Genomic DNA, 14,553 nt, shown 5'->3' with positions numbered 1-14,553 from the left:
CATCCCCATGTCGAGATCGAGCTCTCTCCCGAGCGCGCCGCCGCCGGCGACCACAGCCGCATCGCCTTCCGACCGACAAAGTGGAAGCTGTTCAGGGAGGGACAGAAGCCGGTCACCGCAGCCGCACCGAAGGACGTGGTTGAAGACCGGACTGTCGCCGATCAGGAACCACAGCTCATAGCGCAGGCGTCTTAACGGACCTGGGCAACGACAGTGGTCGCAAGGTCGTCCGCCGGGCAATCAGTGGATTTCGAGCGGCCAGACCTCGACCACCCCTTGCCCAACGACACACGGTGTCTGAGAGACCATGCTGATGGCTTCGGCAAGGTCTGCAGCCTCGATCACGGCGAAACCGGCCACCGGCAGCGCCGACGCCATGAAGGGTCCGTTCGCTGTCTCGAGCTTGGCGGCATTCGGGTTGCGCACCTGCACGGGTGCGCCGGCAATCCCCATCAGAGCGCCCTGAGCACGAAGCTCGGCGTCATGCGCATGGGCGGCATTGCGAACGGCCGCCGGAGTGCCGTCATAGCCGGCCCGGTCGCCATATCCGATCGTCACGAATTTCGGCATCGCCGCTCCTCCAGTCCTCCAGGCACCAATAGGTGCGCAGTCGGCGGGCGTACCGACGGCTATATGCTAGCTCTGACGGGCTAATTGACAGTCCCGTCGCCGGTCGGTTCGCTACGTGAACGCGGACGGGCCAGGAAAGTTGCGTCCGCCTCACATAGGGAGGGAATGATGCCGACCATTATCGCCCATCACAAAATCACCAAGGGTGCCGATCATTGGCTGAAGTCGCCGAAGCGCAAAGAGTTCTTTGGCGCACTCGGCATCACCGATATCAGAACCTTCGTCGATCCCGGTGACCAGACCCGGGTGGCCATACTTATGGATGTTCCCGATATGAATGCGCTGACGAAGGCGCTACAGAGCCCAGCGGCAGCCGAAGCCATGGCCTCTGACGGGGTGGTGCCGGAGTCGATCATCGTGATGGTCGAACAGTAAGGGGTCAATGGTGTAGGGCGTCAGACGCCTTCGTTCTGATTGCCCGGCGGGCAAGGACTCAGGGCTGCGACCTCCCCGCTACCAGCCGCGCGAGCGGCAATCATGCCCCTGTTCGCGGTACATAAAACTACATTTCCGGGCCGGATCCGACATATCCGGGATACTGCAGCGGCCGACATTGCGATCGTTACCTGACGACATCATGAAGGAACGATCGCATGCGCCGCCGAATCCTATCTACCCTCGCCCTTGCCTTTGCCACCAGCGTGATCGCGTTCCCGGCACAGGCGGCCGACATCAAGAACATCGTCATCGTTCACGGCGCTTTTGCTGACGGCTCCGGATGGCGCCAGGCCAGCGACATCCTGGAGCGTCGCGGCTTCAACGTGACCGTGGTTCAGGAGCCGCTGACGTCGCTTGCCGCCGACATCGAGGCGACGAACCGCGTGCTGGACCTGCAGGACGGGCCGACACTCCTCGTCGGCCACAGCTATGGCGGCATGGTCATCACGGAAGCGGGCCACCACCGCAATGTCGAAGGTCTCGTTTACGTTGCGGCATTTCAGCCCGACAAGGGCGAGAACCTGGCAACGCTTGCCGGTTCGAAGCCCCCGGCCGCCATGAGCATCAAGGAAACGGCCGACGGCAAATATCTCTATCTCGACCCGAAGTCCTTCGCCGCCGACTTTGCTGCAGACCTCCCTCAGGACGAGGTTGCCTTCATCGCGAAGTCGCAGGTCTTCGCCGCCAAGGAGGCGCTGACCACCAAGGCTGGAGATCCTGCCTGGCGGACGAAAAAGAGCTGGGCGATCGTCGCAAGCGACGACCGCGCCATCAATCCGGACCTTGAAAGAAGCATGGCCAGGCGCGCCGGCAGTAAGGTCACGGAGATCAAGGCAAGCCACGCGGTCTTTGCATCGCAAGCGGAAAAGGTCGCGAACGTCATCGAGACCGCAGCCAAGGGGGCCGGCAACTAGCCCGAACGCGCCGCCCTCCGCGACCTGAGTGCGTCCTACCGCACTCAGGTCGTCTTGTTGCCGAGGCAGTCTGACCGTCCGCGCCACCAAAGAGCTGTAACATTCCGCCAGTAGCATTGCCCGGATCACACCTCTACACGACGTGCCTCCGCATTGACCGCAAAATCACAGCCGACCCGCGGCTTGACAGCGCCGCGTCAACGGCGGCAAACTTCGCGCATGGGGGTGCGATCACCCCATGAGGCGCCAGCCGAAGCATCGCGTCCATTCAACCGCTCATCCGGAGGACGCGTCATGTCGTCATTTCTCGAAATATCTCCTGAAAAGCTTGCCCGCCTGATCGGCACACCGAACTGCCCTGCACTGATCGACGTCAGGGTTGACGAGGACTTCGATGCTGATCCGCGTTTCGTACCGGCGTCCGAACGCCGCGACTATCGCAAGGTGCAGGATTGGGCGCACACGGTCGACAAGGCGTCGGCCGTCATCATCTGCCAGCAGGGCAAGAAACTGAGCCACGGCGTTGCCGCCTGGCTTCGCAATGGTGGCATCGCCGCCGACGTGCTTGAGGGCGGTTTCGAAGCCTGGGCGAACGCCGACCATCCGGCTGTTCCGGCATCCGCGATACCGGACCGCGACGCCGGCGGCCACACCGTCTGGGTCACGCGCGCCCGTCCGAAAATCGATCGCATTGCCTGCCCTTGGCTGATCCGTCGCTTCATCGATCCGAAGTCGGTCTTTCTTTTCGTGACACCCGCGGAGGTCGAGATGGTTGGCGACCGCTTCGGCGCAACGCCCTTCGACATCGACGCCCCGGTTCGCTGGAGCCATCGCGGCGAGCGCTGCACCTTCGACGTCATGGTCGAAGAGTTCGGCCTGGCAACCGCGCCGTTGCTGCGGCTGGCAACCATCGTGCGTGCCGCCGACACCGCGCGTCTCGACCTAGCTCCCGAAGCGTCCGGCCTGCTTGCCGCCTCGCTCGGGCTCTCGCGCATGTATGCCGACGACCTCGAGCAGCTCGAAGCGGGCATGCTGCTCTACGACGCCTTCTACCGCTGGTGCCGGGATGCTACCAACGAGACGCACAACTGGCCCTCGCCGAAAAAGGACGCCTGAGATGACCCATATTGCGGAGAAAGCTGCGCCGGCTGCGGCGCGGCAACGGGAGAGCCACGGCATTCCGTTTGGTGAAGCCGTCCGGGTATGGGCGCGCATTGCGGCTCTCAGCTTCGGCGGGCCCGCCGGGCAGATCGCCCTCATGCATCGCATCCTCGTCGACGAGAAGCGCTGGATCGGCGAGCACCGCTTCCTGCATGCGCTGAACTACTGCATGTTGCTGCCTGGGCCTGAGGCTCAGCAACTGGCCATCTACATTGGCTGGCTTCTGCATCGTACCGCCGGCGGCCTCGTCGCCGGCATCCTCTTCGTGCTGCCGGGATTTCTGGCGATCCTGGGCTTGAGCTTCGTCTACGCCGCCTTTGGCAACGTCACCGTCGTCGAAGGCCTCTTCTTCGGCCTGAAGGCCGCCGTCCTCGCAGTGGTCGTCCAGGCCGTCTTTCGCATCGGCGGCCGGGCGCTCAAGAACAAGGTGATGATCGGGATCTCGGCGGCGGCATTCGTCGCGATCTTCTTTTTCCGGATCCCGTTCCCGCTGATCATCCTTTCGGCCGGCGTTCTCGGCTATGTCGGCGCCCGCTCCGGTTCGCCATTCTTCCGCATCGGCGGCGGCCACAAGAGCGCTGGCGGACCGGTGCTCAAGGACGAAGATTCGGCACTCGGCGAGGACGTTCCCGCCCACGCCCGCCCCAACCTTTCCTGGTCGCTCAGGATCTCCGGCGTCTTGCTCGCCCTGTGGCTTGTGCCACTCATGTTGCTCGTCGCGCTCCTCGGGCCGGACAATGTCTTCAGCCAGATCGGCCTGTTCTTCAGCCAGATGGCCGTCGTCACCTTCGGTGGCGCCTATGCTGTGCTTGCCTATGTCGCGCAGGAAGCTGTGCAGCACTATGGCTGGCTGAAACCCGGCGAGATGCTCGACGGCCTCGGCATGGCGGAGACGACGCCCGGGCCGCTGATCATGGTGGTGCAGTTCGTCGGCTTCATGGGTGCCTATCGCGACCCGGGGGGGCTCAATGCGATGACGGCGGCGACATTGGGCGCGATGCTGACGACGTGGGTGACCTTCGTCCCCTGCTTCCTCTGGATCTTCCTCGGCGCGCCGTTCATCGAAAGACTGCGGAACAATGTCGCGCTGAGCGGCGCCATGTCGGCGATCACCGCGGCCGTCGTTGGCGTCATCCTCAATCTCGCAGTCTGGTTCGGCCTGCACACGTTGTTTGCCGAGGTGGCGATCTGGCGGCTCGGGCCGATCGTGCTCGACGTGCCGGTGCTTGCATCGCTGGTCTGGCCATCGTTCCTGCTGACGCTGGCCGCCGCGATCGCGATCTTCCGCTTTCACGCGTCGGTCATCGCAACGCTTCTTGCCTGCGCTCTGGCAGGCGTTGCCTGGACACTGATCGCCGCCTAGCGGCGATCAGGACCTCTCAGTCGTCATGCACCGATTGTGGCAAGTGAAACCCTTCGGGCAACGGCGTACCGTAGGACCATTCCTCTCGAGAGGGGGGCTCGGGGAGCCGGTACTTCACCGCACAGGCAGCCAGAACGGCCTTCAACTGGACCGGACGATAGTGTGCAACAAGATCCGGCGCCGGATCTGGCTGGCCCTTTTCTTCCGTCATCCGTCCCTCCTCGTACCCGGTTGCCTGATCCAGAGCGTCGTGCGGGTGGCGGCCGGATCAACCACTCCGCCCGCCTTCGCTACCCGCATTCTGTCAAAGCGCCACGGCGGCTTCAAGGCAACTGCCTGTGTCCGGCGACAATCGATGATTGACCTTCGTTCGATCGGGGTCTCCTTTATTGCCCATCCCCGTTCGCCCTTTGCCGAACCCGGGCTCGAGAGAACATACAGCGAGGACAGGACATGCAGGACCCTCTGGCGAAACTTGGCTTGAAGCACCCCTTGATCGTCGCGCCGATGGCGGGCGGCCCATCGTCGCCGGAACTGGTCGCGGCGTCGTCCGCGGCCGGCGCAATCGGCTCGATCGGCGCGGCCTATGCGACCCCTGTGGCGATCGCGGACTTCGTTGAGAAGGTTCGCGCGCGCACCGACCGGCCTTTCGCCATCAACCTCTTCATCCAGCAACCGCAGCCGCAGATCGAGGCCACGATGGTCGATCGGGCGATCGCGGCGACTGCCAAGTACCGTGCCGAACTCGATCTGCCTTTGCCGCAGTTTGCCTCCCCCTATGAAGAGGACTTCGATCAACAGTTCGAGGCTGTGCTGAAGGCGAAACCGGCCGTCCTCAGCTTCGTCTTCGGCCTGCTTGCACCGCGCTACATGCAGGCGGCGCACAAGGCTGGAATGTTGATTATCGGAACAGCAACGACACCGGAGGAAGCAAAGGCTCTGGAAGACAGCGGCGTCGACGCAATCACCCTCCAGGGTTTCGAAGCCGGCGGGCATCGCGGCATCTTCGATCCCGCAGCTGAAGACAGTGAAATCCCGCTCAACGAGCTCATGGCGCAATGCCTTGGCAAGGCAAGGGTGCCGCTGATTGCGGCCGGCGGCATCATGACGGCGGCCGATATCCGAGCGACGCTGGCTAGGGGCGCTGCGGCGGTGCAGATGGGCACCGCCTTCCTGGCCACGAGCGAAGCCGGAACTTCGGAGCCCTATCGGGCCGCGCTCCAGGGGCCTGAGCGGCGGACACGCACGACGCGAGCATTTTCCGGCCGTTTTGCGCGCGGCATGGAGAACCGGTTCATGCGAGAAATGGACGCGGATGCGGTGATGCCCTTTCCGGCACAGAACAAGTTTACCCGCGACCTCAGGGCGGCTGCGGCAGCCAAGGGGACTTCGGAATTCCTGTCGCTGTGGGCAGGAACCGGCAAAGGCGATCTTTGGCAGGGTTCGACCTCGGCGCTGATCGAAAGCCTCTTTGCCGATTAGGCGCCGTGCTCCATTCGGGGCCGCCGCCCGAAGAGACTTCACCGTCCACGGTGCCGGCGCTTCTCAGATGCCGAAGTTTTCGGCTTGGAAGAGGCCTTTACTTCTGCCGCCAGGCGGGTGAATGCTTTCAGATGCGCTGCCACCATAACGAAGATCGGCATAATGGATCGTATTGACGCAATGAAAGTCTTCGTCACTGCCGTCGATGAAGGCAGCCTGGCCGGTGCTGCCCGCCGGCTCAAGCGGTCGCCGACAGCGGTCAGCCGCGCGCTCAACCTGCTCGAAGCGCATGTCGGGGTTGAACTCTTGCACCGCACGACCCGTTCGCTCAAACTCAGCGAGGCGGGCCAGCGGTATGCCGCGGCCTGCCGGCGGGTTCTGGTCGATCTGGAAGAGGCCGACATGCTCGCCGGCGGAGAACGGGCCGCCCCGCGCGGGACACTGACGTTATCGTCTCCGCCGATCGTCGGCGAAGAGGTCCTGCGCCCGATCCTCGACGATTTCCTCAATCAGTATCCGGCGGTTTCGGCAAGGCTGCTGCTGCTCGACCGCTTCGTGAACCTTGTGGACGAAGGCGTTGATATCGCGCTTCGTATCGGCCACCTGGCCGACTCCTCGCTCATCTCGACACGCATCGGCGGCGACGTCAGGCGCGTGGTGGTCGCTTCCCCCCGCTACATCGCCAACCATCCGCGCATTGACGAGCCGGCCGATCTTGCCAAGCACCAGATCGTCGCCTTCACGAATTTCGGCCTCGAGTCCTGGACTTTCCCGCCGGCCGAAGGTTCCCTGATACCGCGCACGGTGCAATTCACCCCGCGATGCATCGTCAACAGCGTACGCGCCGCCGTCGATTCCGCTGCCGCTGGAACCGGCCTCACCCGGCTCTATTCCTATCACGTCGCGAGTTACGTGAGAGACGGGCGCCTGAAGATCGTCTTGCCTGATGCCGAGTATCCGCCGATGCCGGTCCATATTCTTGCACCTCAGGGGCGCATGACGGTGCCAAAGGTACGCGCCTTTGCCGATTTCGCCGTTCCCCGGCTGCGCACCGAGTTCGCACGCATGGCCGCAGAAGCGGGCACCCTCGCCTGATTATGCCGATTTTCGGCGGATTGACTGCCTAGCCGCGCCAATTCTCTCGAAGTTCGATTGGATCTAATTCTGATTGCACCAACGCCGAGGGCGAAGGACGGGCCAAACAAACGCCCGTTGCAATCGAAGAAGGATCACGTCCATGAGCAATGAGCAGAAGGTCGCCATCATCACCGGTGCATCACAGGGTATCGGCGCCGCCCTGGTTCGCGCTTATCGCGATCGCAACTACCGCGTCATCGCCACCTCTCGCAGCATTCAGGAGAGCGCAGACGCCGGCATCCTCAGCATCGCCGGCGATATCAGCAATCCGCAGACCGCCGAGCGGGTGGTCCGAAAGGGACTGGAACGGTTCGGCCGCATCGACACCCTGGTCAACAATGCTGGTGTCTTCACCGCCAGGCCGTTCACCGAATTCACCCAGGAAGACTACGACGTGAACTTCGGCGTGAACGTCGCTGGCTTTTTCCACATCACCCAGCGTGCCGCCGCCGAAATGCTGAAGCAGGGCTCCGGCCACATCGTCAGCATCACCACCAGCCTCGTCAACCAGCCGATCGCCGGTGTGCCGGCCGCACTCGCATCGCTGACCAAGGGTGGCCTGAACTCGGTAACTCAGTCGCTCGCCATCGAGTTCGCAAAGAGTGGCGTGCGCGTCAACGCCGTCTCTCCGGGCATCATCAAGACCCCGATGCACCCGCCGGAAACGCATGAGGCGCTCTCCACACTGCACCCGGTCGGCCGGATGGGCGAAATCCGCGATATCGTCGACGCCGTTCTCTACCTGGAAGGCGCCGGTTTCGTGACGGGCGAGATCCTCCATGTCGACGGTGGCCAGAACGCCGGGCGCTGGTAGGCGCGATCACGAGCGGACGGCCGGTGGCGGTAGCGCCGGCCGCTCCTGCTGATGGCACAGTAATTGCCGATCAATCAGGCACCCCACGGTGCTGCGAGGAGTCCAACTTTGAAAAGGAGACGATCATGCCGATCGTAACAGTTCAGGTCACCCGTGAAGGAAGCGCGCCCGGCCGCAATGCGGTCACGGCCGAAGAAAAGGCTGAGATCATCAAGGGCGTCAGCCAGGTGTTGCTCGATGTGCTCAACAAGCCGCTGGAATCGACCTATGTGGTCATTGAAGAGGTCGATCTCGACAACTGGGGCTGGGGCGGCCTGCCAACCGTACAATATCGTGCCCAACGCGCGGCGCAGGCAAAAGGCTGACGCTGCCCGCCGATCCGTTTCATGTAACCCCGCCGCTCTCCCATAAGCGGCGGGTTTTTGCGGTCTTCGGGTACGGCCAAGCCGCCGCGAACCTTGAACGTACCGCCACCGGCCCTCGAGAAATTGTGTCGAAATGTATCCGCCCCTGCTTGCAATACACTCCCATGCAAGTCTGGATGAGGAAAACATACCGAGGACACATCCGCAGCGCCAATGGTGCCAGCAGCAGGTCCCGGCCACCGGCCGAATGACCATCGGTCAACTTGCTGGCGCCGGGCGGGATCGAAGGAGCCCATCGATGGAACACATCGACCATGTACTGATCGTGGACGACGATCGAGAGATCCGGGAGCTCGTTTCGAGCTACCTCAAGAAAAATGGCTTGCGCACCACCACCGTTGCCGATGGGCGGCAGATGCGCGCCTTTCTCGAGGGAAACACCGTCGATCTCATCGTCCTCGATGTGATGATGCCGGGCGACGACGGGCTGGTACTCAGCCGCGAACTGCGTGCCGGTAGGCACAAGACGATCCCGATCATCATGCTGACGGCACGCTCGGACGAAATGGACCGCATCCTTGGCCTCGAAATGGGCGCGGACGACTATCTGTCGAAGCCGTTTTCGGCACGGGAACTGCTGGCCCGCATCAAGGCGGTGCTCAGGCGCGCGCGCATGTTGCCGCCCAATCTGCAAGTCTCGGAGGCCGGACAGCTGCTGCGCTTCGGCAGCTGGAAGCTCGACACGACGGCACGACATCTCATCGACGCTGACGGCACGGTGATTGCGCTGAGCGGCGCCGAGTACCGGCTGCTTCGGGTCTTCATCGACCACCCCCAACGCGTGCTCAACCGTGATCAGCTTCTCAATTTGACGCAGGGGCGCGAAGCCGAGCTGTTTGATCGGTCGATCGATCTGCTCGTCAGCCGGGTGCGGCAGCGGCTTGGCGACGATGCCCGTGAGCCGATCTACATCAAGACCGTGCGCAGCGAAGGCTATGTCTTTTCAGTGCCGATCGAAATCGTCGAGGCCCGCGAATGACGGCAGACACGGAACGCTGGAGCATCCGACTTTGGCCGCGCACCCTCAGGGCGCGGCTCTTTGTTATTTTGCTCGCCGGCCTGGCGATCGCGCATGTGATGTCATTCACCGTGCTGTTCTTCGAACGCTACACGTCGGCCAAATCGGTCATGTTCAACACGCTCGAAAACGACATCGCCACATCGATCGCCATTCTCGACCGCCTGCCGGCCGCCGAACGTCCCGAATGGCTCGACCGTTTGGACCGCGGCAACTATAATCTCGTTCTCGGCCCGGGCCTTCCGGGAAATCCGACGCTTGATGCGACCGCCGCCGAAATTGCCTCCAAGATCGAGCGTGCGATCGGCCTGCAATATCCGGTCACGGTCGTCGATATCCCGGGCCCCCGCCGTCACCTTCAGGGACATCTGACCTTGAGCGATGGCTCACCCTTGACCATCGACGTGAACCCTCAAGGCGTCATGCCATTGGCCGATTGGCTGCCCTTCGTCCTGGTGGCGCAGCTAATGCTCCTTATTTTGTGCAGCTGGTTTGCGGTACGCCAGGCCGTTCGGCCGCTGGTCAACCTTGCCGCGGCCGCCGATACGCTCGATCCCAACCGCAACACGCCGCGACTGAGCGAGAGCGGTCCGCGCGAAGTCGCCTATGCCGCTACGGCCTTCAACGCCATGCGCGACCGGATCGCACAGTATCTGGAAGAGCGCGTGCAGATCCTTGCCGCGATATCGCATGATCTGCAGACACCGATCACCCGCATGAAACTGCGCGCCGAGATGGCAGAAGATTTCGCTGATCGGGAGAAACTCATTCAGGATCTGGCGCAGATCGAGAGCCTGGTGAAGGAAGGCGTTGCCTATGCGCGCAGCGCCCACGGCAATGTCGAGAAGGCCACGCGCATCGATCTCGCGTCCTTTGTCGAAAGCCTCGTCTACGATTACCAGGACACCGGCAAGGCGGTCACCGCAGAGGAAATCGATGGCGGTTCGATCATGACGCGCCCGCAGGCGCTGCGCCGCATCCTGACCAACCTCGTAGACAACGCTCTGAAATTCGGCGGCAGCGCCATGATCGAAGTCCGGCGGCCCGCCGAAGACAGGGTGACCATCAAGGTGCTCGATCGCGGTCCGGGCATTCCTGAAGATCAGTTGAACGCGGTGCTGAAGCCGTTCTTCCGGCTCGAGAACTCCCGGAACCGCGACACCGGCGGAACAGGCCTCGGCCTGGCGATCGCCCAGGAACTGGCAGCCTCGATCAGCGGCGCGTTGACGCTTCGCAACCGCGATGGCGGCGGGCTCGAAGTCGAACTTGTCATTCGCCTGCCGCAGGCTTGAAGGGCAAAGTTGCAGCCGCAGGCCATGGTTGATGCCGGCTGCGAGACGAGTGGCAGAGCTGCCTGGCCAACCCCAAACAGAAGAGCCCAAACGAAAAGCGGCGGCCTAGATGGCCGCCGCTGCGATCGTTTGTGCCCTGTGCGGGCGTGTCGGTGTCAGACGAGATTGATGGTCACGTCGATGTTTCCACGGGTTGCCTTGGAATAAGGGCAGGTCTGATGGGCTGCATCGACCAGTTGGCGTGCGACATCGGCATCAAGCCCCGGCAGGCTGACGTTCAGCCGCGCCTGCAGGAAGTAGCCGCCGTCGCGGTTGCGCAGATCGACTTCGGCGTCGACGGCGACGTCGGCCGGAAGCGCAACCTTCTGCTGGCCGGCAGCAAGACCGATGGCTCCGATGAAACATGCCGACCAACCGGCAGCAAAAAGCTGCTCCGGGTTCGTCCCTGGCCGGGAGCTGCCGGGCGAGGAAAGCTTGATGTCCAGTTGTCCATCATTGCTCCGGGACGCGCCCTCGCGGCCGCCGGTCGTGTGGGTTCTGCCTGTGTAGAGTACCTTCTCAGCTTCACTCATGACGATCTTCCTTTCGACAGATTGTTGATGTCGGGCCCGATTGCCCTGTCCGACTGTCGAGACACACTTGGCGCTTCGCACGTGTATCGGATGTTTCGTGATCGCCCGGAAATGTAGGAATCTCCCCGAAGAACGGTGCGCCGATACAAACTGATACGAAGGCCCGCGTAAGGGGCGTTGTTGCCCCGTTGCGGGCGGCCTGGCCTGCGCGCCGTCGCACCATCAGGCACCTTCCCCAATGCGCCGGGTCTCGCCTTCCGGGCTTACACCGGGCCACTGCGACATCGCGCAATGCAAGAAAGCGCGGGACCGTGATTTCCGGTCCCGCGCCGCCGATATTCCGGCGTAGGGAAAGTGGCTAGAGCCGGTCCACGTCCAGGATGGCCTCGGCGAAGGCCAGTGGCGCCTCCTGCGGCAGATTGTGCCCGATGCCGCCCGTGATCAGGCGATGTTCGTACTTGCCTGTAAACCTCTTGGCGTAAGCGGCCGGATCCGGATGCGGAGCACCGTTGGCGTCGCCTTCCAGCGTGATGGTCGGCACCCCGATCGTTGGGAACTGGGCAAGCCGCTGCTCCAGATCGTCGTAGGCCGCCTCCCCCTCGGCGAGGCTCAGCCGCCAGCGGTAGTTGTGAATGGAGATGTCGACGTGGTCGGGGTTGTCGAGCGCCGCAGCGCTCCGATCGAAGGTGGTGTCGTCGAAATTCCACTTGGGCGACGCAAGCTTCCAGATCAACTTGGCAAATTCCTTGCGGTTCTGTTCGTAACCGGCGCGTCCGCGCTCGGTGGCAAAATAGAACTGGTACCACCAGGAAAGCTCGGCTTGCGGTGGCAAGGGCTTCTTGTTCACTTCGCGGCTGCCGATCAGGTAACCGCTGACGGAGACCAGGGCCTTGCAACGCTCAGGCCAGAGCGCCGCGATGATGTTCGCCGTCCGCGCACCCCAGTCGCAACCGCCGATGACGGCTTTCTCGATCTTGAGCGCGTCCATCAAGGCAATGATATCGGTTGCGATCACCGCCTGCTGACCGTTGCGGGGCGTATCGGCGGACAGGAACCGGGTCGTGCCGTAACCACGCAGATAGGGGACGATCACCCGGTAGCCGGCTGTCGCCAGCAAGGGGGCGACATCGACATAGGTGTGAATGTCATAGGGCCAACCATGCAGCAGGATGACCACCGGTGCGTCGCTCGCGCCGAGTTCGGCATAGCCAACGTTCAGGGCACCCGCATCAACCTGCTTGATCGCCGGAAAAGATGTGTTGGTGCCCGGAGTAACCTTCGGCAGGCGTGGCGCTTCGTCGTTCCCCGATTGGGCGACAGCAGCACCTGTCGAAACCAGCGGAGCGGCAGCCAGTGCGAGGGCGACCTTTCCGAGGAACCGCCGCCGCGGGTGATTGATCTGGTCCGACATTGATCTTCCTTCCTACGATATGAACTGGTGCCAGCAATGGGGTAGTGATGTATCCCGGCCATGTGCCCAACATGGCAAGTTGAAAGCACACGTAAGAAGGTGGACCGCGGATACATCGTGATACAATTCGCGCGGTTGTTGGATGGCACCGGACTGCCGCCGGGTCAGATCACGCCTTCGCGCGCATTGCGCCGGATGGTCTGGGGTGGCTGACCGAGCGTGCGCAGGAAAGCGCGGCGCATGCGATCGCTGTCGGAAAAGCCCGTCTCTTCAGCGATCACGTCCATGGAGTGACGTCCCTGCTCCATCATCAACCGTGCCGCCTCGACGCGCAGATTTTCCACCGCCTTGGCCGGTGACTGACCGGTCTCGGCGCGGAAGGCCCGGCTGAACTGGCGCGGACTCAGGCCGGCGGCATCTGCCAGTTCATCCACCGATAGCACATTGCGCAGGTTGGCCCGGGCATAATTGACCGATCGCTGGATCCGGTCCGACTTTGGATCCAGCTCAAGCAAGGCCGAGAATTGCGACTGCCCCCCGGCGCGCCGATGATAGACCACGAGCTTGCGCGCCACCGAACGGGCAATCTCCTCGCCGTGATCCTTCTCGACCATGGCGAGAGCAAGGTCGATGCCGGCCGTCATGCCCGCGGACGTCCACACGCTGCCGTCGACGATGAAGATGCGGTCTTCCTCGACCTTCACATGCGGAAAGCGGTCGCGAAGCTGGCGGGCAAAGGCCCAGTGTGTTGTCGCCCGGCGCCCATCCAGCAACCCGGATTCGGCAAGGATGAAGGCGCCGGTACAGGGGGCAGCCACGCGGCGCGACGCTTGCAAAGCGTGGCGCGCAAAACTGACCAGCCCCGGGGTCACCGGCTCGATCTCAGTCCCGGCGCCAAACATGACCGTATCGTATTCGGTTTCGTCGAAGGCCTTGGTTACCACGCCGAAGCCGGCAGACGATTTGACCTCGCCTCCGGCCTCCGAGAGCAAGGCTATGTCGTAGGCCTGCTGCTCGAGCGTGAGATTGGCGATCTCGAACGCGGTGACTGCCGCAAACCCCATGAGCTGAAAGCCTGGAAAGACGACATAGCCGATCTTGTGCATATCACACCCGTTGTCTCGAATGGCCGTATATATAACATTTGCGCCATGGGAGAAACGTCGCCGTGGCAGCAAAGGCTCATTCGGGAAGCGGTTTTCCCGCATGCTCCGCGACCATGTACGCCGCATACCAATCCGGCCAATTGTGATCGTGCTGGCCGCCATTGCGCTTCTCGTGCTCGCCATGTGCAGCGGCCGCTCGGCGCAGCGCCGCCGCCAGGTCAGGCACAGAAGCGAAGGCCGTCGTATCGCCATCCACACGGCCGGGAAGCCGTTCGGTGACCTCCTGAAGCAACCAGCCATTGCCGTCGGGATCGCTGAATGTCGCGTAGGAGCGATAGCTGCGACGCGCAGGATCGCGCCCGTTGATCGCCGGCTTTCCCGGGCCTTCCCGGTGGAAAACCTCGCTCACCTTGGCGCCGCGTTCAATGAGCTGAGCGCGCGCGGCCTCGATGTCGGAGACAACGAGATAAAGACCACTTGCAGAGCCGGGCGCCGCCGAGGTCAGCCCCGTGCCGAAGTGGATGGACGCTGGCGAACCGGGCGGAGTGAACTGCACCACACGAAAAGTGTCGCCGACCGGAAAGTCCGCGTCGAGCCGCCAACCGAGGTCGCTGTAGAATCGCCTGGCCCGGTCCACATCGGCGACAGGAATGAGCGCGACCTCGAACTTAAGGTCTATGGCAGCAGCGCTGTTGCCTGCAACTGTCATGATCTTCTCCAATGAAAGAACGCAAGGGGCAGAACGCCTTGAGTTGGCGGCTTTCCTTGGGTTCGGTTTTGTTCTGACCGG

At 63.0% G+C, this 14,553-nt stretch carries 16 protein-coding genes and 1 pseudogene; 11 read left to right on the top strand and 6 right to left on the bottom strand.

What is annotated here, in order from left to right; translation table 11 throughout:
• A pseudogene (locus MKZ91_RS31160) lies at positions 1-195 on the top strand (hypothetical protein); the annotation flags it as partial.
• Between the two features lie 45 nt (positions 196-240).
• Here the strand turns inward: MKZ91_RS31160 and MKZ91_RS31155 are convergent.
• A complete protein-coding gene (locus tag MKZ91_RS31155) occupies positions 241-570 on the bottom strand; it encodes a YciI family protein (RefSeq protein ID WP_336174891.1) in 330 nt (109 codons plus the stop codon).
• A gap of 168 nt (positions 571-738) precedes the next feature.
• On the opposite strand from MKZ91_RS31155, the gene MKZ91_RS31150 reads away from it, so the two are divergent.
• The 4 genes from MKZ91_RS31150 (at position 739) to chrA (ending at position 4,506) form a co-directional block, all read left to right on the top strand.
• On the top strand, positions 739-1,005 hold the full coding sequence (locus MKZ91_RS31150; RefSeq protein WP_336174890.1) for a hypothetical protein: 267 nt from the start codon (positions 739-741) through the stop codon (positions 1,003-1,005).
• Positions 1,006-1,223: 218 nt separating this feature from the next.
• The gene (locus MKZ91_RS31145) at positions 1,224-1,982 is read left to right on the top strand and encodes an alpha/beta hydrolase (RefSeq protein WP_336174887.1); all 759 of its coding nucleotides are present in this window, start codon (positions 1,224-1,226) and stop codon (positions 1,980-1,982) included.
• Positions 1,983-2,276: 294 nt separating this feature from the next.
• Positions 2,277-3,098, top strand: a complete 822-nt coding sequence (locus MKZ91_RS31140; RefSeq protein ID WP_336174885.1) for a sulfurtransferase/chromate resistance protein — start codon at positions 2,277-2,279, stop codon at positions 3,096-3,098.
• Position 3,099: 1 nt separating this feature from the next.
• Positions 3,100-4,506, top strand: coding sequence for a chromate efflux transporter (gene chrA / locus MKZ91_RS31135; protein WP_336174883.1), 1,407 nt, complete (start codon positions 3,100-3,102; stop codon positions 4,504-4,506).
• A 16-nt stretch (positions 4,507-4,522) separates the two neighbouring features.
• Here chrA and MKZ91_RS31130 read toward each other — a convergent pair whose 3' ends face one another.
• Entirely contained in the window at positions 4,523-4,717 is a 195-nt protein-coding gene (locus tag MKZ91_RS31130; RefSeq protein ID WP_336174880.1) for a hypothetical protein, read from the bottom strand.
• 242 nt (positions 4,718-4,959) lie between these two features.
• Between MKZ91_RS31130 and MKZ91_RS31125 the strand changes: the two genes are divergently transcribed.
• From MKZ91_RS31125 to MKZ91_RS31100, 6 genes are all read left to right on the top strand, one after another.
• Positions 4,960-5,988 (top strand): NAD(P)H-dependent flavin oxidoreductase, encoded by a 1,029-nt coding sequence (locus tag MKZ91_RS31125; protein ID WP_336174879.1) that lies wholly within the window; start codon positions 4,960-4,962, stop codon positions 5,986-5,988.
• A gap of 162 nt (positions 5,989-6,150) precedes the next feature.
• Complete coding sequence (locus MKZ91_RS31120) at positions 6,151-7,083, top strand: LysR family transcriptional regulator (protein ID WP_336174875.1); 933 nt, start codon at positions 6,151-6,153, stop codon at positions 7,081-7,083.
• A gap of 142 nt (positions 7,084-7,225) precedes the next feature.
• Positions 7,226-7,939 (top strand): SDR family NAD(P)-dependent oxidoreductase, encoded by a 714-nt coding sequence (locus tag MKZ91_RS31115; RefSeq protein WP_336174874.1) that lies wholly within the window; start codon positions 7,226-7,228, stop codon positions 7,937-7,939.
• 125 nt (positions 7,940-8,064) lie between these two features.
• A complete protein-coding gene (locus MKZ91_RS31110; RefSeq protein WP_336174873.1) occupies positions 8,065-8,304 on the top strand; it encodes a tautomerase family protein in 240 nt (79 codons plus the stop codon).
• A 298-nt stretch (positions 8,305-8,602) separates the two neighbouring features.
• Positions 8,603-9,343 (top strand): response regulator, encoded by a 741-nt coding sequence (locus MKZ91_RS31105; protein ID WP_336174872.1) that lies wholly within the window; start codon positions 8,603-8,605, stop codon positions 9,341-9,343.
• Positions 9,340-10,674, top strand: a complete 1,335-nt coding sequence (locus tag MKZ91_RS31100) for a sensor histidine kinase (protein ID WP_336174869.1) — start codon at positions 9,340-9,342, stop codon at positions 10,672-10,674. Before MKZ91_RS31105 ends, MKZ91_RS31100 begins: the two co-directional genes overlap by 4 nt.
• 155 nt (positions 10,675-10,829) lie before the next feature.
• On the opposite strand, the gene MKZ91_RS31095 is transcribed toward MKZ91_RS31100, so the two are convergent.
• The 4 genes from MKZ91_RS31095 to MKZ91_RS31080 form a co-directional block, all read right to left on the bottom strand.
• Positions 10,830-11,246 (bottom strand): organic hydroperoxide resistance protein, encoded by a 417-nt coding sequence (locus tag MKZ91_RS31095; RefSeq protein ID WP_336174868.1) that lies wholly within the window; start codon positions 11,244-11,246, stop codon positions 10,830-10,832.
• A 358-nt stretch (positions 11,247-11,604) separates the two neighbouring features.
• Positions 11,605-12,657 (bottom strand): alpha/beta fold hydrolase, encoded by a 1,053-nt coding sequence (locus MKZ91_RS31090; protein WP_336174866.1) that lies wholly within the window; start codon positions 12,655-12,657, stop codon positions 11,605-11,607.
• A gap of 164 nt (positions 12,658-12,821) precedes the next feature.
• On the bottom strand, positions 12,822-13,763 hold the full coding sequence (locus MKZ91_RS31085; protein ID WP_336174865.1) for a GlxA family transcriptional regulator: 942 nt from the start codon (positions 13,761-13,763) through the stop codon (positions 12,822-12,824).
• Between the two features lie 76 nt (positions 13,764-13,839).
• Positions 13,840-14,472, bottom strand: coding sequence for a VOC family protein (locus tag MKZ91_RS31080; protein ID WP_336174892.1), 633 nt, complete (start codon positions 14,470-14,472; stop codon positions 13,840-13,842).
• Between the last annotated feature and the right edge of the window lie 81 nt (positions 14,473-14,553).

This window comes from Ensifer sp. MJa1, assembly GCF_037026475.1.
In the GTDB taxonomy this organism is placed as follows: Bacteria; Pseudomonadota; Alphaproteobacteria; order Rhizobiales; family Rhizobiaceae; genus Ensifer.
Note: the sequence above shows the minus strand (reverse complement) of the source record. Positions and strands in the feature narration are given on the sequence as shown.